Origin of the sequence: Paraburkholderia sp. J7 (assembly GCF_905220155.1) — a bacterium.
GTDB lineage: Bacteria > Pseudomonadota > Gammaproteobacteria > Burkholderiales > Burkholderiaceae > Paraburkholderia.
Map to the genome: position 1 here is coordinate 131,947 of NZ_CAJMYZ010000005.1, position 21,684 is coordinate 153,630.

The following is a 21,684-nucleotide window of genomic DNA, read 5'->3' on the forward strand; positions in this document are numbered from 1 at the left end:
GCGTCAGGTCAGGTCAATGCGCCCGCGCATGCTCATGATCGATATGCGTGCGCGGCTGCGTCACCGTGCTCACCACGGCCAGCACGATCACGTTCACGAACAGCGCAAGGAAGCCGATGTTGACGTCCTTGAGCGCATCGGGCGCGAACGGAATCAGCTGCGCCACGCTCACATGCGTGAGCGTCGTGACGATCACCACGAGCACGCCCGCCACGATGCCGCAGAACGCGCCTTGCTTCGTCACGCGATTGCGCGTGGAGAGGCTGCACACCATTGCCGGGAAGAGCTGCGTGACGAAGTTGTAGCCCATCAGCAGCAGCGCGACGATGGTGTCGCCGCCGTTGAGCGTGAAGCCTACCGCCACCAGTGCGACCACCGGCACGAAAATGCGTGCGAGCTTCGCGACTTGGGCGTCGTCCGCGCTCTTCGCGACGCCGCCGCGATAGATGTCGTTGGCGAGCAGCGTCGAAGCCGTGGTGAGGATCATCGAGCCCGGCACGAGCGCGGTCAGCACGCCCGCCGCGCCGATCACGCCCACGAACCACGGATCGAACGTTTGCAGCGCGAGACGGAAGAGCGAGAGGTCGATGTCGCCGCCCTTCAGGCCCGGCACCTTGAGCACGGCCGCGAAGCCGCAAAAGAACACGAACAGCAGGATGAGCTGATAGAGCGGCAGGATCATCGCGTTGCGGCGGAAGATACGGTCGTTCTTCGCGGTGTAGACCGACATGAACGTGTGCGGCCACATGAAGAAGCCCAGCGCCGTGAGCAGCACGGTGGACTGGAACCACGTCACGCTCTGGCCGCGCGCCGGGAAGGTGAGGAAGCCGGGCTTGGCCGCGTCGATGGCGCGGAACATCTCGCTCAGGCTGCCGTAGTGATGAATCGGCAGGTAAATGCCAAGGAACACGGCGATCGCGAGAATCATCGTGTCTTTCACGACCGAATTCCACGCGCAGCCGCGCACGCCTGACACGATCACGTAAGTCGTGACCACGGCCGCGCCGATCCAGATCGCCGCCGTGGAGGAAATCGCGCCATAGGAGGCCGTCGTCACGATGATGCCGAGCCCCTTCAGTTGCAGCACGAGATACGGCACGAGCGCGAGCACGCCCACGCATGCCACCAGCACGCCGAGCGCCGGGCTCTGATACTTGCGCGCGAAGAAGTGCGGCTGCGAGACGAGCCGGTGCTGCTTGGCGAAGCGCCACACGGGCGGCAGCATCCAGTACGAGATGATGTATGCAAGCGTGCCGTAAGCCAGAATGTAGTAAACGGGCGCGCCCTTGCCATAGGCGAAGCCGCTGCCGCCGAGGAACGTGAAGGTCGTGTAGATCTCGCCCGCCATCAGCAGGAACACGAACGCGGTGCCGAAGCTGCGGCCGCCCACGGCCCACTGCTCGAGGTCCATGTCGTGCCCTCTGCGGGCGCGCATGCCGAGATAGAGTGCGATGAAGGCCATCGCCGCGATGATGACGAGGGCACTCATGCTTGTCCCTCCGCATCGGCTTCGAGAGGCAGGCGGTTGGCCGGATCAAGCCGGTAGACGATCCCCATGATCACTGCGGCCAGCACGACCCACATGACGATCCAGGCCAGCACGAGCGGCATGCCGAGCACGAGCGGCTCGGTGCGATTGACGAACGGCACCCCTAACAGGATGCCGATAAAGGGCAAGGCAGCGAGCAACCGCAGTGACATGGCAACTCCTCTTTGATATGAGAAGAAAAGAAACGTCGCGCCGGGGTGCGAGGCAAACCACTCTATGCTTGTGAACGCGCCCCGTAAAGCTGCCAAAAATACTGAAGCGCTTGCGGTAAATATTGGTGCGGCGCGCCATTTTTTCGGACGCACGGCGACATCGATCAGGCACGCCAAACGCCGATCCGGCTACACTTCTCGCAGCCCGGCGCGCTGCTTGCGTGCATGCCCTTACCGGATCGACTTCATGATCGAGAGCCTGATTTCAGACATCCTGTTCGGTTTTACCGGACTCATCAGCATCATCAATCCCTTGAGTGGGGCTTTTGTTTTTCTCGATCGCACCGTAACGCTTACCGACGAAGAGCGGCGCCTGCTAGCCAAACGCGTGGCGATCAACGCGTTCTTCGTGCTGGTCGGGGCGTTTTTCGTCGGCACGCCCATCCTGCATTTCTTTGGCATTTCCATGGAAGCGTTGCGTATTGGCGGCGGTCTCGCCGTGGCCGTGGCCGGCTGGCAAATGCTCAATGCGCCCGAGCCGGAGCCGCCCGCGGTCGATCATCCGGTCAAGCCCGTGAGCCCGAGTTCGGCTGCGGGCAAGGCCTTTTTCCCGCTGACCATTCCGCTCACCACCGGCCCCGGCTCCATCGCCACGGCCATTGCGCTGAACGCCAACCGCACGCACAAGCTTTCGGCGTGGCTGCTTTCGAGCTGCGCGTCGATCGTGATCTCCGCGCTCGTCATGCTCGTGATCTATTACGTGTATAGCCGCGCTGCGCGGCTTTCGCAGTACCTGGGTGTGGAGGGCACGCGCGTGGCCATGCGCGTGTCGTCGTTTCTGCTCCTGTGCATCGGGGTGCAGATCATACTGACTGGCCTGACCGGCTTTCTCACGCCGATCGCCGACCTGCGCGCCGTGAAGTAGCGGCGCTTTCGAGGCGGCCGGCGTACACGAGCGTCCTTACACGAAGGAGACCATCATGTGCCGCTGGCTCGCTTATAGCGGGAACCCCGTACAGCTCGAAACCGTACTGTTTCACGCACGCCACTCGCTGATCGACCAAAGCCTGCATTCGACCAAAGGCGCGACGACCACGAATGGCGACGGTTTCGGAATGGGCTGGTTCCAGGACCCGGACGACATTCCTTATCGCTACCGCAGCGTGCATCCGGCCTGGAACGACCGCAACCTGCGCGAACTCGCGCGTGCGGTGCGCGCGCCCATGTTCATTGCGCATATTCGCGCGGCCACCGACACGCCGGTGCAGGAAACGAACTGCCATCCGTTTCGCCACCGGCGCTGGATCTTTGCGCACAACGGGCTGATTCGCAGCTATCCGCTCATGCGGCGCGACCTGCTCGTCGCGATCGATCCCGACCGCTTCAACGCGCTCGAAGGCTCGACGGATTCCGAAACGATGTTCTATCTGGCCATGACGTTCGGCCTCGAAATCGACCCTGTCGCCGCGCTTGAACGCATGGCGGGGTTTGTGGAAGCCACGGCGAAGAAACATGGCGTCGAACCGGCGCTCAATATGACCGTGTGCGCTTGCGACGGCGAGCAGATCGTCGCCGCGCGTTATTCGAGCGAACGCAATTCGCGCTCGCTTTTTCACACCACCGCGTTCCGGCATCTGCGCGAACTGTATCCCGACGACCCGCGCATCGTGGCGGCAGGCGACGACGCGTATCTGCTCGTTTCGGAGCCGTTGGGCGACAGGCCCGAGGTGTGGGCCGAAGTGCCGGAATCGACGGCCATTGTCGTGCGCGGGCCCAAGGTCGAGTACCGGCCGTTCGTGCCGGTCGCGCCTTAAAACAGCATCAGGCGCTCAGGCGTTGCGGCGCCGTTGCCGTGTCGCCGCGAGCGCGAGCACCTCGTCGAACAGCGTGACGTCCACGGGCTTCACGAGGTGCATTTCGAAGCCCGCTTCGCGCGTGAGTTCGATGTCGGCGGCCTGGCCGAAACCGGTCATCGCCGCGAACAGGGTGTGCTCGAGCGGCGGCAGCGCGCGCAGGGCGCGCAGCGTCGCATAGCCGTCGATCTCGGGCATGGCGATGTCGATGAGCGCGGCATCGGGCGTGAAGCCGTCCACTTCCTCGCGCGCGTGGGCGGCGCTGTAGGCCACGCGCACCTCATGGCCTTTGAGTTCGAGCAGCATGGCGAGGCTGTCGGCCGAGTCGCGGTTGTCGTCGACCACGAGCACGCGCAGCGGCGGCACGCCGGCCTCGGCGAGCGCGGCAAGCTCAGCCGCGTCCGGGGTGAGCTGCGGCGGCTGCATAGCGTGCACGGTTTCGCGCGCGAACGGCAGGCGGATCGTGAACGTGCTGCCTTTGCCCGGCCCCTGGCTCGTGGCGGAGATCGTGCCGCCATGCAGTTCGACGAGCGAGCGGCACAGCATGAGGCCGATGCCCAGCCCGTTTTCCGCGGGCCCCGGAACCGAGCGGTCCTGGCTGAACAGGCCGAAGATCGACTCGTGGGTGCCGGGCCGCAGCCCACGGCCTTCGTCGCGCACCTGGATCTGCACCGCGCGCGCAGCGGCACGCACGTCCACGACGATGCGGCTGCCGTCGGGCGAGAACTTCGAGGCGTTGTGCAGCAGGTTTTGCAGCACCTGCACGAGGCGCGTGTGGTCGCCCGTCATGGTGAGCGTCGCGTCGGGCATCTGCACTTCCACGTGCTGGCCGCGCGCCGCGGTAAAGGGCTGCGCCGCGTCGATGGCGTGCGCGACCACTTCGCACAGGTCGAGCGGCGCTTCGCGCAACTCGATCTTGCCCGACGTGATGCGCCCGACGTCGAGCAGGTCGTCCACGAGCCGCGTGAGGTGCACGATCTGGCGGTCGATCATTTCGCGCGCGCGCTCGATTTCGGGGCTCGGCGCATCCATGAGGCGCATGGTGGCCACAGCGTTGCGCACCGGCGCGAGCGGGTTGCGCAGCTCGTGCGCGAGCATGGCGAGGAACTGCTTCATCTGCTCGCTCGAATGCTCGAGTTCGTCGGTGCGGCGGCTCTCGGTCATGTCGCGCGTGACCTTCGCGAATCCCGTGAGCCGGCCATGGCCGTCGTGCACCGCGGTGATCGTGACGTTGGCCCAGAACATCGAGCCGTCCTTGCGCACGCGCCAGCCTTCGGTCGCGACGCGCCCAAAGTCCTTCGCGCGGCGCAGCTCGCGCTCGGGCAGGCCGGCGGCGATCTCGTCGGGCGGATAAAACACGGAGAAGTGCTGGCCGACGATCTCGGCCGGGCGGTAGCCCTTCAGGTTGGTCGCGCCGGTGTTCCAGCTGATCACGTGGCCTTGCGGGTCCAGCATGAAGATCGCGTAGTCGCTCACGCTTTCCACGAGCAGGCGAAAGCGCTCTTCGGAAAGGCGCAGCGCCTCGACCTGGAGGCGTTCGGCGGTGAGGTCGCGCGTGACCTTGGCGAAACCCGAGAGCGAGCCGTCGCGCTCGCGCAGCGCGGTGATGACGACGTTGGCCCAGAACATCGTGCCGTCCTTGCGCACGCGCCAGCCTTCGTCGTTGAAGCGTCCGTGCAGCGCGGCTTGTTCCAGTTCGTGATCGGGCCAGCGGCGCGCGTTGGCTTCGTCGGTGTAAAAGCGCGAGAAGTGCTGGCCGATGATCTCGTGCGCTTCATAGCCCTTGATGCGGGCCGCGCCGCGATTCCAGCTCACGATGTAGCCGCGCGTGTCGAGCAGGAAGATCGCGTAATCCTCGATCGGCTCCACGAGCGCCTCGAAGCGGCGTTCGGTGTGGCTTTCGGCGGCGACGTTGTGCGGGGCGATGCCGGGGTCGGGCGTCGTCATGGTCCTCGGGTCTGTCATAGGGCCTGGTCAGAAGTTTGACAGGCTCTGGCCTCTTGAATGGACGGCCCGCGTGCAGCAGGCGCCGCAGCTTACCACGCGCGCTGCCCAGAGCGGTCGTACTTTTCGGCCATTGCCGGAATGCCTGCGCGCACGTGGCGTTCCGCGCGGCGCACCTGGCGGGTGAGCAGCACGACGTGGGGCGGCACCACGCGGCGCGCGCGCAACGTCCAGAACGCGCCGCGCAGCAGCGCGACGCCCGCGGGGCCGAGCGAGCGCTGGCGGGCGAACACCGCGAGCGCGCGGCCGGTTGCTGCGAGCGCGTCGCGTGCAGGCAGGCGCATCCACGCCACCCAGGCCGTGTTGCGCGCGAGCGCGCAATGCTGCGCGCGCGTGAACCAGCGATACAGCGGTTCGCGGTGCGCGAGCGCCTGTTCGCAATAGACGATCTGGTGTCCGGCAGAAAGCATGTCGAGCGCGGCAAGCTCCTCGGCCCCGCCGTGCGAAAGCCGCTCCTCGTAGCCGCCGAGCGAGCGGAACACGGCCGCGCGGAAAATGCACGCGCCGGCCATGAAGTTAGCAAGCACAGGGCCCGCCAGGCCTTCGGCGCCCGGCGACGTGGCGGCGAGCATCAGACAGGCGGGGTGAATTTCGCGCTCGTCGCCGCTCACTACGCGCGCGTTGAGCACGGCGACTTGCGCGTGCGCGTCGAACAGATGTGCCGCACGCGCGAGCGCGCCGGGTGCGAACCAGGTGCTGTCGTCGCAGCACGCAACGTAATCGGTGCGCGCGAGCAGCACGGCGCGATTGAAGCCGGCCATGCCGCGGTCGCCGAGCGTCTGGACGATGCGCACTTGTGGAAAGAGCGACGCCAGCAGGGAGACGGTGGAATCGGTGGAGCCGTTGTCGGCCACGATGACGTCGGGGTGCTCGGGAAGCGCGGTAAGGCGCGCGATGGTATCGATGGTTTGGCGCACGTGATTGCGCGTGAGGACGACCACCGTCACGCGTGGCGCGCTGGGAGTTCCGGGGGCGTGGGCAGAGTCGTTCATCGCAGCAGGCGGCGGAAGCCGGCCGGTGAGTTATCGAATTGACCTCTGTCAGCATACGCCGATGGCGCGCGACATGCAGTACACGCGATGTGCTAAAGGCATGGCGGCGCGGCCGCGGTGCTGCACTGCACAGCCGTCAAACGCGCAATTTTCGCGCCATGGCCGGCGGTGCCCGGTTTGCTCCGTAGTGAGCCAACTCAGTCGCGGGCGCAGACTTCGTCGAGGTGGCCAAGCAAATCGGCGGGATCTTCGTACACGCGCAGCGCCCCTGCGCATTGCAGTTCTTCGGTGCCGTAGCCGCCCGACTGCAGGCCGATGCCGAGCGCCCGGCAGCGCTGGGCCGCCAGCATGTCCCAGACGCTGTCGCCCACCACGAGGCAGCGTTCGATTGGCACATTCAGCCGCAACGCCGCGGCGACGAAAAGATCGGGGTCCGGCTTGGCGTGGCGCACTTCGTCACGCGTGACCACGGTCGTGACAGCCGGGTCCACGCCGAGCGCCTGCAAGTTCACGGAAGCCGTGGCGAGCCGCCCGCTCGTGGCGATCGCCCAGGGCACCTGGGCGGCGGTCAGTGCGTCGAGCAGCGCCCGCGCGCCGGGCAGCGGGCGCACCTGGTCGGCGTGGCGGCGGTAGGCGTCGGCGTGGAGTTTTTGCAGGCGCGCGATGCGCTCGGGCGAGATGGCCTCGTGCGTCTCGCGCAGCAGCTGGTTCATGAAGAGCCCGCCGCTCATGCCGATACGCCGGTGAATGCGCCACACCGAAAGCTCGATGCCGTCCGCATCGAGCGCCTCCTTCCACGCGAGCACGTGCTGATAGACGCTGTCGACGAGCGTGCCGTCGAGGTCGAACAAAAAGGCCGATTCGCTGCGCATGGGTAGCTCCTGAAGCAACACGACGATTTCGCTTTAGCGGCGCAAAAAGTGTACGCCGCGCGCCCACGGCCTGCGCCGCGGGCGTTGCGGATGTTGCGGATGTTGCCTTAGGGCGCGCTTGCCGCCGCGGCGCCTTGTGCGGCACCGGCTTGCGGATACATCTGCAGCAGCGCGCGCAGCACGCCGTTGGTCCACCCGAAGCCATCCTGCAGCGGATATTCGCCGCCGCCCGCCGCCGACGCCTGGGTGGCCGACGCGCTCACGTCGTACTTCTCGACGAGTTTGTGCGTGCGCGCGTAGTAAGCGAGATTCGTCGCGATCCAGCGCGAGGCGATTTCCTGCGCGAGGTCCGCCTCGCCGTAGCGGCGCAGCCCCACGACCGCGAGATATTGCAAAGGCGCCCAGCCGTTCGGCTCGTCCCATTGCTGGCCCGTCGCGACCTGGGTGGTGGCGAGGCCGCCCGGGCGCAGCAGGCCGGCGCGTACGGCGGCGGCCACGTCCTGCGCCTCGCCTTTCGTCGCGACGCCCGCATAGAGCGGGTAGACCGTCGCCGCCGTGAGCCGGTGCGTGAGCGTGCGGTGCGCGAAATCGTAGTCGCTGTACGCATGCAATTGCGGGTCCCAGAGCACGCGGTCGATGGCTTTGGCGCGTTGCTGTGCGCGCTTCGTCATCCATGCGGCCTCGCGCGCGTCGCCCTTCAGGCCGTAGGCCTTCGCGAGCGTGCGCTCGAGGATCGCCATCAGCGAATTGAGGTCCACCGGCGCGAGCGAGGTCACGTCGATGGTCGAGAGTGTGTGCCCGTCGGCGAGCCAGCGCGAACTGTAGTCCCAGCCCGTTTCCGCGCCCGCGCGCAGGTTGCGCCAGAGGTCCGAAGCGTCGCGTTGCGGCGTGGCCCGCGCGGTGAAGATGTCCTCGCGGTACGACTCGTCGCGCGGCCGGTTGCGTGCGTCCCAGTAGCGGTTGAGCAGCGTGCCGTCGGGCAGGCGCACGAGGTGCCGCGCGGCGTGGCCGGGCTTGAGCGTTTGTTCGCCGGCCATCCAGTAGTCGTATTCCTTGCGCAGTTGCGGCAGGTAATGGAGGTACACGGCGTCGCCGTCTTTCTCGGCGACGAGCCTCACCATCTGCGCGAAAAACGGCGGCTGCGAGCGGCTCAGGTAGTACGTGCGATTGCCGTTCGGGATGTGCCCGTAGCGGTCGATCAGCGCGGCGAAATTGTTCAGCTCGTCGAGCGCAAGGTCGTGGCGGCCGCTCGCTTCCAGACCGAGCATGATGAAGTACGAGTCCCAGTAGTAGATCTCGTTGAAGCGGCCCCCCGGCACGACGTACGCATAGGGCAGCGGCAGCAGCGACGAATACGGATTCGGTTTCGCGTCGGGGCGTCGGCTCAGCACGTTCCAGAGCGTGTCGATGTGGCCGACTACGTCCTGGTTCGGGTCGGAAACGTAGTGGTCCCCGGTTTGCGCCGGGGCCGTGAAGGACTGGTTCACGAACTGCGCGAGCGCGGCCTTGCGCGCGGCGTCGTCGTGCTCATCCGCGTGCTGCTGGCGCCACCGCTCGTAGGCCGCCGTGATCTGGGCGGGGCGCTCGTTCGGCAGCATGTCGGCAAACGTCTTGCTGTCGGGGAAGATCTGCGCGAGCTGCACGTCGTGATAGAGGCGGCCGTAGAGGTCGGCGGGCGTGGCGGGCGGGTTCTCTTTTGCCGTGTCGTGTTGCGCTGGCGAACGAACCGGATTTTGTAATTCCTGCGCGCTGGCGCGGGCGGCTGCGTCAGCCCGGGCGTCGGCGGCACAGGCGGGTTGGGCGAGCGGCCATGCGAGACATAGCGCGGCGGCTAGCGTGGCGGCAAGCGGTGTACGGCGGGGCGTGCGGCGGGGTTTCGTGGTGGATTCGGGCGTGCGGGAGCGGCGTGGCAAAGGCATGGGCTTGATGTTCTTGGTGGGCGAGGAGCGCGCCGGCGGGCAAACCTGAAGCGCAGGCGAAGCGTGCCAACGAGCAATTTCCGTTCCGCACAACGGTTAGCGAACCGGCAGGCGGTTGCGGCGCTATTCGAAATCTAGATAGTGCATATTCTCCATATCGCGTTGCGCGATAACGGGTGCAGCGGTGAAACTTGCGAAAAATCAATTCAAGCAACGCCGCATCAGGAGACATCTCATGCGCACTCAGGTTGGCATCATCGGCGCCGGGCCCGCGGGCCTGCTTCTTTCCCATCTTCTGCATTTGCGTGGCATCGACTCGGTCGTGCTGGAACTGCGTGGCCGCGAGCAGATCGAATCGACCATTCGCGCCGGCGTGCTCGAGCAAGGCACGATGGACCTGCTCACCGAAGCGGGCGTCGGCGCGCGCATGAAGGCTGAAGGTGCGCTGCATCATGGCTTCGAACTCGCGTTCGAAGGCAAGCGCCGCCGCATCGATCTCACTGGCCTCACAGGCAAAGCCATCACCGTCTATGCGCAGCATGAAGTGCTCAAGGACCTCGTGGCCGCGCGCGTGGCCGCCGACGGCAAGCTCTTCTTCAACGTGTCGAACACCTCGATTCACGGCGTGGAAACCAGCACGCCGTCGATCCGCTTCCACCACGAAGGCGAGGAGCACGAGCTGCATTGCGATTACGTGATCGGCTGCGACGGCTTTCACGGCGTGTCGCGCGCCACGATTCCGGCGGCGCTGCGCCAGGACTACGAGCGCGTGTTCCCGTTCGGCTGGTTCGGCATTCTCGTCGAAGCGCCGCCCACTTCCGACGAGCTGATCTACGCGCGCCACGATCGCGGCTTCGCGCTCATCAGCACGCGCTCGCCGAATGTGCAGCGCATGTACTTCCAGTGCGACCCGCACGACAAGGTCGAGAACTGGTCCGACGACCGCATCTGGGCCGAGTTGCACGCACGCGTCGATTCGCTTGAAGGCCACCAGGTGGTGGAAGGCAAGATCTTCCAGAAGAACATCGTGGGCATGCGCAGCTTCGTCACGACCACGATGCAGCATGGCCGCCTGTTTCTCGCGGGCGACGCGGCGCATATCGTGCCGCCTACCGGCGCGAAGGGCCTCAATCTCGCGGTGGCGGACGTGCGCGTGCTGAGCGCGGCGCTCGTGGCGTTCTACAAGGAAGGCCGCAACGATCTGCTCGACGCGTATAGCGAAACGGCGCTGCGCCGCATCTGGCGCGCGGAGCATTTCTCGTACTGGATGACGCGCATGATGCACCGTCTCGACGACGCCACGCCGTTCGAGCAGCGCCTGCAGGTAGCCGAGCTGGAGCACGTCACCACGTCGCGCGCCGCCGCGACGGCGATGGCCGAGAACTACGTCGGCGCGGTCGCGGTGTGACGTAAGCGCAGCGCATCGAAACGGCCGCGCGAGTCCCGAGGGGCTCGCGCGGCCGTTATGCGTTTACGGCCTCGTGCTGGGCGGGCTCAAATCGCCGTGAGCGGCGCAATGCCCAGTTCGTTCGCGATATCGGCGAAGGGCTTTTTCACGGAGTCGGGCAGCGTGATCGTCTGCATGTGGCGCGCGCGATTTTCCGCTTCGTACTGGCCAGGATACTGCACCGGTTGCGAGGGGTCCTGGGGCGGGCAACTGAGCAGATAGTCGAGGAACGATTCGACCTCCTGCGAGCGCCACGTCGTATTGAAATCGACTTGCGGATCGAGCACGAGCGCGAACAGATTATTGGTGGCGACGCCATTGCGCGGATTGTCCGGATGGATCGTGCCGCCACCCGAGAGCACGCCCGCGAGCAATTCCGCCACGAGCCCGAGCGCATAGCCCTTGTGCAGGCCGAACGGCAACAGCGCGCCTGGCGGGTCGGCGAACAGCACGTTCGGGTCGCTCGTCGGTTGGCCGTTCGCGTCGATCACGGAGCCATCGGGCGCCGGCAGCCCGTTTTCCGCGAGCACGCGCGCCTTGTTCACGGCAATGGCGCTCGTGGCGATATCCACGACGAAGGGCGGCCGCCCGCCCGGCAGCGGGCCCGCGAAGCACAGCGGGTTGGTCGTGAGCCGCGGCTCGCGGCCGCCGAACGGCGCAACGGTCGGCGAGCGGTTCACCACGTTGGTGAACGCGAGCAGCACATAGCCTTGCGCTGCGACCATTTCGCCGTAATGGCCCATGCGCCCCAGGTGATGGCTATGGCGCAGCGTCACGATGCATTGCCCATGTTCGCGCGTGCGAGCGATCGCGTCTTCCATCACGACCTTGCCCACGTGCTGGCCGAAGCCGCTGTGGCCGTCGTAGCCGATCAGGCTGCCGCGGTCGACCACGCGCTCGGCGCGGCCGTCGGCGGCGACGAAACCCGCGGCCAGCACGCGCTTGTAGTTCGGCAGGATCGACAGGCCGTGGCTCGCGTAGCCCACGCGGTCGGATTCGATCAGATGGTCGGCTACATCGGCGGCGATGTCTTCGGGCACCGCGACGTTCGTGAGCACGGCCGTGGCGAAGCGGCGTGCGTCGTCGATATTGACTTCCATGAGCGGCTCCTCGCAACAGTGCGGTGTTCGGGTGCAGCGTTCAGATCCAGCCCAGCCAGCGCCACCACGTCGCGGCGAACAGCAGCAACAGCAGGTAGCCGACAATCGTCAACACGATGCCCACGCGCGCGAACTGCTTCGCCGTGAACGTTTCCGTGGCGAGACACACCATGTTTTGCGGCGCGTTGATCGGCAGGACGAAGCCGAAGCTCACGACGAAGCCAAGCAGCATCGTGAGCCCGAGCCGATTGAAGTCGCCCTGCATCGACTGCAGCACCGACACGAGAATCGGCAGCATCGCGGAAGTGAGCGCCGTTGCGCTCGCAAAACCGAGGTGGATGAGGATGAGGAAGGCCGAGAGAATCGCGAAGGCAATGAATGGGCCTGCGGTGTCGAGCCCCGTGTGATGCGCGACGAGATCGCCGAGCCATTGGCCCGCCTTCGTCGTGAGCAGGGCGGTGCCGAGGCTGATGCCCACGCCGAATACGATCACCGTGCCCCACGGAATGCGGCTCTGCACGGTCTTCCAGTCCATCACGCCGAAACGCGGCAATAACAGCAGCACGAGGCCCACGTACGTGACCGAGGTGGTGTCGAACGGGTGCAGCTTGCCTTCGGTCGCCCAGAAGCACAGCAGGCCGATGGAGACGCCCAGCAGCCGTTTTTGCGGCCCGGTCATGGGGCCCAGTTCGCGCAGCGAGGCTTCGACGGCTTCCTTGCCGCCCGCAATGGCATCGGCTTCGGGCGGCAACATCTTGAGCACGATGAACAGCAGCACGGCCGACATCACGATCGCCCAGGGCGCGCCGGCCACGAGCCAGTCGAGCCACGTGACGCGTGCGCCGAGCATCTTGTCCATGAAGCCCACGGTCAGCAGGTTCTGCGCTGCGGCGGTCTGGATGCCGACGTTCCAGATGCTGGTGGCGTTGGCCACCACGATCATGATGCCCGCCGCGATGTTGGAGCGCTTGTCCACGCCGAACGCGGAGATCACGCCCACCATGATCGGCACGACGCAGGCGCTGCGCGCGGTGGCGCTCGGCACCACGAGCGAGAGCACGATGGTCACGGCGACCGCGCCGATCAGGATGCGCCGCGTGGTGGTGCCGATGAGCGAGAGCGTGACGAGCGCAATGCGCCGGTCGAGACCGGTGACGGTCATCGCGGCCGAGATGAAGAGGGCGCCGGCCACGAGCGCGAGCGCGGAATTGGAGAAGCCCGCGAGCGCCATGCTGATGGCTTTGTTGGTGCCGTAGTCGACCGCGGGGTTTTCGATGGTGGGCGCGGTGCCCACGAGAAACGCCATGAGCGAGGTGATGATGATGGCGCTCGCTTCGTACGACACGGCTTCGGTAAGCCACACGACCACGGCGAATGCGAGGATGGCGAGCATGCGCTGGCCGGCGGGCGGGAGGCTATCGGGCAAGGGCAGAAGCAGCACGACGACGAGCGCAATCACGCCCGCGATCAGGCCCACAGGGATGCCCTTTTTCTGCGGCGCGGCGCTTGCGTTGGCGGCTGGCTGGGGTGCGTTCATGGCGATGACTCCATGTTGGGCATGCACGCGGCATGGCTCGCGATGGCATCGGAGTGGCATCCGGGCGAGCGCGTGCTGCGTCGAAAAGCGACGGTGTTGCGGCTTGCGAACGAGTCAGCGCATTCGCTTCGCGGATGGTACTGCCATTCGACTGATGAAGCGTCTAGTGTGTACGGCGGGAGCGGGCGGGCGCGAAAACGGGGGACGTGCAGCGTTCAAACGTGCTGCGGGTGCGGCGGGCAAATGGACGGTGGAAGCGTTTTAACCGGCAACGCAGCCGGTTAAAACGGCTGATCACGCGAATTACTGGGCGGCGCCAGCGGCGTTAGCTTTCTTCTGGGCGTCCTGCAGGTTCTGCGGATAGTTCGGATCGTTCAGCGCCGGCTTGTAGCCCGCGTCTTCCAGCTTCTTCAACTCAGCATTGTTCTTCGCGCGGGCTTCCTTGCGTTCGGCCTTGCGCTGCGCCTTGGCCTGAGCCTTGGCTTGTGCTTTCTGTTCCTTGGTGAGCGGTTGCGTGGCCTGATTGGCGGCAGGAGCGCTGGCTTCCGTTTGCGCGAATGCCGGCGCGGCGACGCCGATCAGGAATGCGGCGGTAGCTGCGGCGAGAGTCAGCTTGCTGGTGGTGGAGCGCATTGATTCCCCTAATGATTGATTTGAACGGCTTACCCAGGGCTGGGACGACGGGCGCAAACGGCGGCGGTGCGCCCGTCACTCAATGTAATCGATCCACAACAAAGGCGGTAGCAGGCGCTGACCCTGGCTACCACGTCACCTCAAGGCAACGGCGAGGCAACCGCGCCGGCCTCACCGGGCGCTCAGGCGGCGAGTTTCGCGGCTGCCGCGGCGACCACGCGCGCGCGTTCGGCGAGCGACGCAGCTGTCTGCGCGCGCAACCTTTCCACGATCGCAGGCGGCGCGCTGGCGGGGTCGCCAGCAGCGAACGGCGGCGCGGGCGCGTACTCGAGTTCGAGCTGCAACGCCTGGGCGGCCTCGTCGCCAATCAGTTCGGCGGCGAGCGTCAATGCGAAATCGATACCCGCAGTGATGCCGCCGCCGGTCAGCACGTTGCCGTCGCGCACCACGCGCGCTTTCACGGGCAGCGCGCCGAGCGGCTCCAGCAGTTCGTGGAAGGCCCAGTGCGTGGTCGCGCGGCGTCCGCGCAGCAGCCCGGCTGCGCCGAGCACGAGCGCGCCCGTGCAAACCGAGGTCACGTAGCGCGCCGTGCCCGCCTGGCGGCGCAGGAACGCGAGTGTCTCGTCGTCGGGAATCAGCTGCGAAACGCCGCTGCCGCCCGGCACGCAGATCACATCGAGCGGCGGGCAGTCGTCGAAAGTCGTGTCGGGCGTGAGCATGAGTCCGGTGCTCGAGCGAACCGGATCGAGCGTCTTCCAGATGAGCCGCGCCTGGGTGTCCGGCATCGAGGCGAGCACGTCGTATGGGCCGGTCAAGTCGAGCTGTTGAACGCTGGGAAAGACGAGAAAGCCGATTTGCAGTGCCATGGTGTGTTTCCAGTCAAGGGTTGGGCTGCCGAAAAGGGCAGGCGGTGGGCCGATGAATCGGGAATCACTGTAATCTCGCCACGATACGTAGCCATGCCAAAAACCGCGCAAAAACTGCCAGCGCCGCCCGCGCGAGTACAATCGCGCGCCGTGCACTACCGCAACAGGAAATACGCAACATGAATACGCCAGCCACCGCCCCGACCACCGCAAGCAGGACCCGTTCGTTCACGACGGTCTTCCTGATAGAGATGTGGGAGCGCTTCGGCTACTACGGCATGGCGGCGCTTCTGGTGCTGTTCATGGTCGAGCAGGTCGGCTTCAGCGACCGCGAGGCGAACCTCACGTGGGGCGCTTTTGTCGCGCTCGTCTTCGCGGCCCCGGCCATCGGCGGATGGATCGGCGACCAGATTCTCGGCGCACGGCGCTCCATGGCGGCAGGCGCCGTGATTCTCGCCGCAGGCTACTTCATGCTCGCGCTGCCCAACGACAGTCTGAGCCACATGTACGCTTCGCTAGGCGTGATCGTGGTCGGCAACGGTCTCTTCAAGTCGAACGCAGCGAACCTCGTGAGGCGCATTTACGAGGGCGACGACGCGCAGCTCGACAGCGCGTTCACCATTTACTACATGGCGGTGAACATCGGCTCGACCGTTTCGATGCTCGCCACGCCGTGGATCAAGGAGCATTGGGGCTGGCATGCCGCGTTCGGCGTGTGCTGCGCGGGCATGGCGCTCGGCATCCTCAACTTCCTTTTGATGCGCCGCACGCTCGCGCGCATTGGCTCGGCCCCCGACGACCAGCCGCTGCACCTGGGCCGCGCCGCGCTCGTGGCAGTGGGCGCCGTGGCGCTCGGCGCGGCGACGATGTTCGTGCTTCAGCATGAAACGATCGCGCGCGACTGCGTGTACGCCGCGGCGGCCGCCATTCTCGCGATATTCGGCTGGATGCTCGTGCGTTGCGAGCATGCCGAACGCGCCGGGCTGATCGCTGCGCTCATCCTCACGTGCCAGGTGATCCTGTTCTTCGTGTTCTATCAGCAGATGTCGACGTCGCTCACGCTGTTCGCGCTGCGCAACGTCGATCCGCAGTTCTCGCTGTTCGGTATGGCGCTGTTCCGATGGAGCCCGGCGCAATTCCAGGCGCTCAATCCGATCTGGATCATGGTGCTTTCGCCGGTGCTCGCCGTGCTTTACACGTCGCTTGCGCGCCGGGGCCGCGACGTGCCGGTGGCGGTGAAGTACGCACTCGGCTTCGCCGTGGTCGCCGCCGGCTTTTTCGTGTTCGCGGCGAGCGGGCGTTATGCGGTAGAAGGGCGCGTGTCGTCGTGGTTCATGGTGGCCGGCTACGGGCTGTATTCGCTCGGCGAACTGCTCGTGAGCGGCCTCGGGCTCGCGATGATCGCGCGCTATGTGCCCGCGCGCATGAGCGGCTTCATGATGGGCGCGTACTTCGTCGCGACCGGCGTTTCGCAATATCTGGGCAGCGTGGTGGCGAATTTCGCGCAGATGCCCTCGGGCACGCTCGACCCGCTTACCTCGTTGCCGCTTTATACGCGGCTCTTCACCGGACTTGGCTGGCTCGCGTCGTTGGGCGTGCTGGTCGCCGTGCTGCTGTTGCCGATCATGAGCCGCCTCTCGCGCGAGCATCACGCAAAAAGCGGCGCGCAAGCCGCGCGCGAGCCGCAATCGGAAAGCATCGAGTGATCGATACACGCGCCGCGTTCAGCCGCCGCTTAATTTGCTGCGGCGGGAGCGGCGCGCTTTATTGCATGCTCAGGCCGGCAACTTGCGGAACGTCACCGCAATACGGTTCCAGCCATTGATCGCGATGATCAAGAGCGTGAGGTCGGCGATCTCCTGATCGCTGAAATGCGGCTTCACGCGCTCCCATACCTCGTCGGGCACATGTGTTTGTGCGAGCAGCGTGACCGATTCGGTCCACTCGAGCGCCGCGCGTTCGCGTTCAGTGAAGAAAGGCGTTTCACGCCACACCGAGACCGTGGCGAGCCGGCGATCGGTTTCGCCGCCCTTGCGCGCGTCCGTGGTGTGCATGTCCACGCAGAACGCGCAGCCGTTGATCTGCGAGGCACGCAGGCGCACCAGTTCCGCGAGCGGCTTTTCGATCGAACTTTTGCTCGCGCGCTCTTCGAGCGCGATCATGGCCTTCGTGCCTTCCGGGCTGGCCTTGTAGAAATCCATACGTGCCTGCATGAGCGTTCACCTTTCGAGTTGACTGGCTTGCGTTGATCGGTTGGACCTGCGAATTGCGTAACCACAGGTGCACTTTAGGCGCTGCGCTGGCGCGTTCACATAGCCATTCTGGCAATATTTCGGGTGACCACTTTCGCTCCCGCAGCACGCTATCTGCAGCGTCATCATGGAACTCCACGTCACCGTTTCGGGCCGTCGCGACCTCGCAGGCCAGATTTATCGTCAACTGCGCGACAGCATTGTCGACGGCCGCCTTGCAGGCGGCACGCGCCTGCCGTCCACACGCGATCTCGCATTGCAGCTCGGCGTTTCGCGCAAGACCACGCTCGACGTATTCGAGCGGCTGCTCGCCGAGGGCTACCTGAACTCGCGGCGCGGCTCAGGCACATTCGTCGCCGATACGCTCGAACGCCTGCCTGCGCGCGGGCGCGGTCATCCGAATCCGCAGATTCGTGCAGCCACCGCGGCTTCCAGCGCCGTAGCCGCTTCGGTGCGCAAAGCGCAGGCCACGCCGTGGTGGCAGGCGCAAGCCGAGGCGCTGCACGGCTCGCTGCCGCGCCTTGACGCGCGGCTCGCCTGCGACTTCGCGGGCGGCATTACCGACAAGTCGCGCTTTCCCTTCGACATCTGGCGGCGCTGCATCAACGACGCGTTGCGCGTGCAGGCGCGCGGGCACGGCATGTATCGCGATCCAGCGGGCGAAGAGAAGCTGCGCCTTGCGGTGTCGCGCTATCTCGCCTTCAATCGTGCGGTACAGAGCAACTGGCAGGACGTGATCGTCACGCAGGGCGCGCAGCAGGCGCTCGATCTGCTCGCACGCGTGACGCTCGCGCCGGGCGACGTGGTCGCCGTGGAAGACCCGGGCTATCCCCCCGCGCGCGATATTTTCGCGGCATTAGGCGCGAAGGTCGTGCCCGTGCCCGTGGATCGCGAGGGGCTCGTGGTCGCGCGTCTGCCGAAAGCGGCGCGGCTCGTGTACGTGACGCCCTCGCACCAGTTCCCGCTCGGCATGCCGATGAGTCTCGAGCGGCGCGTTGCGCTGCTCGAATGGGCGCAGGCGCGCGGCGCACTCGTGATCGAAGACGACTACGACTGTGAATACCGCTTCGAGGGCCGCTCGATGGAGCCGCTCAAGAGCCTCGACAACGCCGGTCTCGTCGCCTACGTCGGCACGTTTTCGAAGACCATGTTTCCGGAGCTGCGCGTGGGCTACGCGGTGCCGCCCGCCGCGCTGGCTGCGCCGCTCGCCCGCGCACGGCAGATTGGCGACGCGCACGGCTGCGTGCTCACGCAGACGGCGCTCGCCGATTTCATGCTCAACGGCCATTTCGCGCGTCATTTGCGGCGCATGCATCAGACGTATTCGCAGCGCCGCGACGTGCTGCTCACGCATCTGCGCGGACCGCTTGCGCCGTGGCTCGAACCCGTCACGCCGAACACGGCGGGGTTGCACCTGGCGGCGCGGCTCGCCGCGCCGCTCGACGCCGCGGCGGTGGCACAGGCTGCACGCGGTGCGTCGATCGGCCTGCATCCGCTCTTGCCGTTTCACATGGAAGCGCCTGCGCAGAGTGGTTTTCTGTTCGGTTACGGCGGGGTCGACACCGAGCGTATCGACGCCGCGCTGACGTCGCTCGCCACGCTGCTGCGCACACTGTGACTGCGCGTTGCCGTCGCGCGGGCACCGGCATGGCAGCCGAAATCACGCAAAAACGCCATACGTATAGCGCTTTCCTGACAAGCGCGCCAGGCGCCGCACCGGGCGAAGCGTGTCGTCCGGCATGGCTTCGGGCACGCAAGGTGCACGTTTACCCCTGTAAACAGGCGTCAAAATGTGTTCGAGAGTCAGCGCCACGCAACAAAATCGTAACGACAACGCAAAAGCTTCACGCAAAACGCTTGCGCGTATGTAGAATCCGCCGTTGAAGCACATGCATTCCGCAGTGCTTCTTCGATTCACTGACCAACACTGGTAGGAGAAACATGCCGACTTCCGCAAAGAAAGTGGCCAAAAAGGCAGCTGCCCCGGCCAAGAAGGTTGTTGCAAAGAAAGCGCCCGCCACCAAGACGGCCGCAGCTAAGAAGGTCGCCGTGAAGGCGTCCGGCGCACCGACGCCGATCAAGGACACCTTCACGAAGGCCTCGCTGGCTACCCATGTCGCTGAGCGCGCAGGCGTCGAGCCGAAGGCTGCCAAGGCTGTGCTCGCAGCGCTGGAAGACACGATCCTCGGTTCGGTCCACAAGAAGGGCGCCGGCGAATTCACGCTGTCGGGCCTTCTGAAGATCGTCGTGCAGGCCGTGCCGGCGAAGAAGAAGCGCTTCGGCAAGGATCCGTTCACGGGTGAAGAGCGCTGGTTCCCGGCCAAGCCCGCATCGGTCCGCATCAAGGCGCGCGCCCTGAAGAAGCTGAAGGACGCAGCAGCCGCCTGATCGCGCTGTAGCCGCGCCCTTCGGGTGTCGGCGATTCGTCAGTACCCAAAGATCCCCGTCGGCGTAGACGCCCGCGGGGATTTTTTATGTCTGGCCGACTTCTGCCTTGTGCGTTGCCGGCGGCACTACGGCCTGCCATCGCAGGTCCCTTGAAAGCAGGGAAGTGTCCACGCCGGCCGGGATGAATGCATGCCGCCGCCTGGGCGCTGTCACGTTCACCGCAAAGTCCGGGGGAGCGTGATTGAACGTCCACGTGCAGCCGGTGGCGACGCACAGAACGTAGTCCATTGCTTCCTTGCGCAACGGTGACTACGCCGGACCACTCGCCTGCGCGGCTTGATTCCCTGGCCCTGTGCCAGCTTCGGCTATCTCTGGCGTTCCGCGCTCGCGGCCCCAGCCAAACGCCTTCACTTTGCGCAAATGCGGCGTTCACGGGTCACAACCCCATGAGCGTTGATTGTCCGTGAGCCGCTACTCGGTAGCCGCGTTGTTCTCCCGGCGCGACTTGCCGACGGACGTCTCCGCGCGCCACACAATTTTAAGAATTCTCCTATTAGAAATGGCGTGGAATTTGGATAACTTGTCAGCCGCCGATTCAATCGTTTGCTGCAGCTAATCTCGGGCCTGGTTTTGGGCCTCGCGAAACCCATCTTTTTCTTCAGCGGATCAAATCGTTCATGGACCGAAATTGCGGAAAGTTGGAAAAGTGTGTTGCAAGTGCATCCGTGCGTACCCGGAGTGAGGAAATTGTCGCTTTGATAGGACGCGTCCTGATCGCCTTGTTTTTCCTCCCCGCCGGACTGGCGAAGCTCTTCGACTTTTCCGGTACGGTCAATGAGGTCGCCGCCGGTGGTCTGCCCTTGCCTGTCTTCTGCGCGGCGGCGACGATCGCCCTGGAAATCGGCGGCGGGTTGGCTCTGCTGTTGGGCTACAAGACGCGTGTTGCCGCGACTCTGCTCATGCTGTTCACTGTCGCGGCTTCGGTTCTCTATCATCCTTTCTGGGCGATATCGGGCGCGCGGAGAATGCAGGAAGTCATCATGTTTGCCCAGAACATTGCAGTCGCGGGCGGCCTGCTGGTTCTCGCAGGTCAAGGTGGCGGCCGTCTGAGTATTGATAAAGATTAAGAGTCTTAAGTGTTGTCAGGTCAGTTTATTTCAGTGTTTCCAGGTTGCATGGCGAGCGTTTCATTGCCAATGCGAAAGCCGGAGGCGAACATTCACACCGGAGAAGCGTGATTGAATGATTCGCCAGTTTCAGGCGGGCGGTGGTCATTCCGGGCGGTTCGCGAGATCGCGAAGGATCTCTTCGTCGCAGGCAGGCCCGTGGGAATCACCTACCTCTCGGCTTTGTTTGTGATTGCCATTGCGCCGGACAAGGATAGTCACCACGGGTGGTCCGTGGTGGCGATGTCGATTGCGCTGGCGTTGATGATATTGACCTATCCACTGGGACTTCGGCTTTTGCGCCGCTGGTTTGTCCATCTCGGCGCGAAGGGTGGATACGTCTCGTTATGGGTGTCCTATCTCGTCACTACGTTGTTGTTTCAGCAGCCGCTCTGGTTGATCTGCCAGAAGTTCGCGTTGATCGATAGTCCCAATGCGCTGGACAACGCGTATTTCACCCTGGTGACCTTCCTGACGATCGGGTACGGCGACATGGTGCCGCATAGCGGCCCCGGCCGCGCCTTTGCCATGGTAGTCGGCATCCTGGGCGCAGCACACAACATTTGCTTTATTTCCTATCTGCTCACCATGGGGCAGTCGGCAAAGGGAATAGAAACCTGATGGGCTTATGCAGGCCCGGAGATTGGAAAGTCGAGCCCTGACGAAATCTATGCGAAAAGAAACATCAATCGAATTGCTCATATTCCGATGTGGGGTTGCGTTGCTCCTCGCCGCATCGCTGGCAGGGTGCTCGTTGCCACCTTCCATTCCGGTTCTGGGTGCCTATTTCCCCGGTTGGCTCTTTTGCCTCGTGGGGGCGCTCGTGCTCACGGTCATGATGCGCGCGCTGCTGATGCGCCTGAATCTGGAGCGGCTCGTTGGGTCGCCAGTCGTCCTGTATTCCGCATTGTATGGCTTGTTTTCCCTGCTCCTGTGGGTGTCGTTTTTTTAGTA

The 21,684-nt window shown here is 65.2% G+C and carries 20 protein-coding genes; 9 read left to right on the top strand and 11 right to left on the bottom strand.

The annotated features are described in order from the left end of the window. Window positions 1-13: 13 nt before the first annotated feature. Complete coding sequence (locus U5A58_RS10020; protein ID WP_321910523.1) at window positions 14-1,489, bottom strand: sodium:solute symporter; 1,476 nt, start codon at window positions 1,487-1,489, stop codon at window positions 14-16. Beyond that, entirely contained in the window at window positions 1,486-1,701 is a 216-nt protein-coding gene (locus U5A58_RS10025) for a DUF3311 domain-containing protein (RefSeq protein WP_321961326.1), read from the bottom strand. The genes U5A58_RS10020 and U5A58_RS10025 overlap by 4 nt, the downstream gene beginning before the upstream one ends. Window positions 1,702-1,948: 247 nt before the next feature. Between U5A58_RS10025 and U5A58_RS10030 the strand changes: the two genes are divergently transcribed. Beyond that, window positions 1,949-2,626, top strand: coding sequence for a MarC family protein (locus U5A58_RS10030; protein WP_321910527.1), 678 nt, complete (start codon window positions 1,949-1,951; stop codon window positions 2,624-2,626). 55 nt (window positions 2,627-2,681) lie between these two features. Beyond that, window positions 2,682-3,515, top strand: a complete 834-nt coding sequence (locus U5A58_RS10035; protein ID WP_321910529.1) for a class II glutamine amidotransferase — start codon at window positions 2,682-2,684, stop codon at window positions 3,513-3,515. Between the two features lie 15 nt (window positions 3,516-3,530). On the opposite strand, the gene U5A58_RS10040 is transcribed toward U5A58_RS10035, so the two are convergent. The 4 genes from U5A58_RS10040 to treF all read right to left on the bottom strand — a co-directional run bounded on the left by U5A58_RS10040 (window position 3,531) and on the right by treF (window position 9,341). Further along, window positions 3,531-5,519 (bottom strand): PAS domain S-box protein, encoded by a 1,989-nt coding sequence (locus tag U5A58_RS10040; RefSeq protein ID WP_415774201.1) that lies wholly within the window; start codon window positions 5,517-5,519, stop codon window positions 3,531-3,533. Between the two features lie 71 nt (window positions 5,520-5,590). Further along, a complete protein-coding gene (locus tag U5A58_RS10045; RefSeq protein ID WP_321961328.1) occupies window positions 5,591-6,505 on the bottom strand; it encodes a glycosyltransferase family 2 protein in 915 nt (304 codons plus the stop codon). A 242-nt stretch (window positions 6,506-6,747) separates the two neighbouring features. Further along, window positions 6,748-7,422, bottom strand: a complete 675-nt coding sequence (locus tag U5A58_RS10050) for an HAD family hydrolase (RefSeq protein WP_321935747.1) — start codon at window positions 7,420-7,422, stop codon at window positions 6,748-6,750. Between the two features lie 107 nt (window positions 7,423-7,529). After that, a complete protein-coding gene (treF, locus tag U5A58_RS10055) occupies window positions 7,530-9,341 on the bottom strand; it encodes an alpha,alpha-trehalase TreF (RefSeq protein WP_321961329.1) in 1,812 nt (603 codons plus the stop codon). A 235-nt stretch (window positions 9,342-9,576) separates the two neighbouring features. On the opposite strand from treF, the gene U5A58_RS10060 reads away from it, so the two are divergent. Then, window positions 9,577-10,749, top strand: coding sequence for a 4-hydroxybenzoate 3-monooxygenase (locus tag U5A58_RS10060; protein WP_321961330.1), 1,173 nt, complete (start codon window positions 9,577-9,579; stop codon window positions 10,747-10,749). A gap of 86 nt (window positions 10,750-10,835) precedes the next feature. On the opposite strand, the gene U5A58_RS10065 is transcribed toward U5A58_RS10060, so the two are convergent. The 4 genes from U5A58_RS10065 to U5A58_RS10080 all read right to left on the bottom strand — a co-directional run bounded on the left by U5A58_RS10065 (window position 10,836) and on the right by U5A58_RS10080 (window position 14,924). Further along, entirely contained in the window at window positions 10,836-11,888 is a 1,053-nt protein-coding gene (locus U5A58_RS10065; RefSeq protein ID WP_321935745.1) for an Ldh family oxidoreductase, read from the bottom strand. Between the two features lie 40 nt (window positions 11,889-11,928). Continuing rightward, the gene (locus U5A58_RS10070; RefSeq protein WP_158759538.1) at window positions 11,929-13,425 is read right to left on the bottom strand and encodes a DASS family sodium-coupled anion symporter; all 1,497 of its coding nucleotides are present in this window, start codon (window positions 13,423-13,425) and stop codon (window positions 11,929-11,931) included. 303 nt (window positions 13,426-13,728) lie between these two features. After that, the gene (locus U5A58_RS10075; RefSeq protein WP_321910546.1) at window positions 13,729-14,058 is read right to left on the bottom strand and encodes a DUF4148 domain-containing protein; all 330 of its coding nucleotides are present in this window, start codon (window positions 14,056-14,058) and stop codon (window positions 13,729-13,731) included. A 182-nt stretch (window positions 14,059-14,240) separates the two neighbouring features. Beyond that, entirely contained in the window at window positions 14,241-14,924 is a 684-nt protein-coding gene (locus tag U5A58_RS10080; RefSeq protein WP_321910547.1) for a DJ-1/PfpI family protein, read from the bottom strand. Window positions 14,925-15,103: 179 nt separating this feature from the next. Here U5A58_RS10080 and U5A58_RS10085 point away from each other — a divergent pair, with 179 nt between their 5' ends. After that, complete coding sequence (locus U5A58_RS10085; protein WP_321961331.1) at window positions 15,104-16,630, top strand: oligopeptide:H+ symporter; 1,527 nt, start codon at window positions 15,104-15,106, stop codon at window positions 16,628-16,630. Window positions 16,631-16,699: 69 nt separating this feature from the next. Here U5A58_RS10085 and U5A58_RS10090 read toward each other — a convergent pair whose 3' ends face one another. Continuing rightward, entirely contained in the window at window positions 16,700-17,137 is a 438-nt protein-coding gene (locus U5A58_RS10090; RefSeq protein WP_321961332.1) for a carboxymuconolactone decarboxylase family protein, read from the bottom strand. 166 nt (window positions 17,138-17,303) lie between these two features. On the opposite strand from U5A58_RS10090, the gene U5A58_RS10095 reads away from it, so the two are divergent. The 5 genes from U5A58_RS10095 to U5A58_RS10115 all read left to right on the top strand — a co-directional run bounded on the left by U5A58_RS10095 (window position 17,304) and on the right by U5A58_RS10115 (window position 21,682). Continuing rightward, entirely contained in the window at window positions 17,304-18,794 is a 1,491-nt protein-coding gene (locus tag U5A58_RS10095) for a PLP-dependent aminotransferase family protein (RefSeq protein WP_321961333.1), read from the top strand. Between the two features lie 323 nt (window positions 18,795-19,117). Then, window positions 19,118-19,564: an HU family DNA-binding protein gene (locus tag U5A58_RS10100; protein WP_321910554.1), complete on the top strand. Its 447-nt coding sequence runs from the start codon at window positions 19,118-19,120 to the stop codon at window positions 19,562-19,564. Window positions 19,565-20,241: 677 nt separating this feature from the next. Beyond that, window positions 20,242-20,691, top strand: coding sequence for a DoxX family protein (locus U5A58_RS10105; RefSeq protein ID WP_321910556.1), 450 nt, complete (start codon window positions 20,242-20,244; stop codon window positions 20,689-20,691). Between the two features lie 111 nt (window positions 20,692-20,802). Further along, window positions 20,803-21,351, top strand: a complete 549-nt coding sequence (locus U5A58_RS10110) for a potassium channel family protein (RefSeq protein ID WP_321961334.1) — start codon at window positions 20,803-20,805, stop codon at window positions 21,349-21,351. 133 nt (window positions 21,352-21,484) lie between these two features. Next, window positions 21,485-21,682: a YtcA family lipoprotein gene (locus U5A58_RS10115; RefSeq protein WP_321961335.1), complete on the top strand. Its 198-nt coding sequence runs from the start codon at window positions 21,485-21,487 to the stop codon at window positions 21,680-21,682. The last annotated feature ends 2 nt before the right edge of the window (window positions 21,683-21,684 follow it).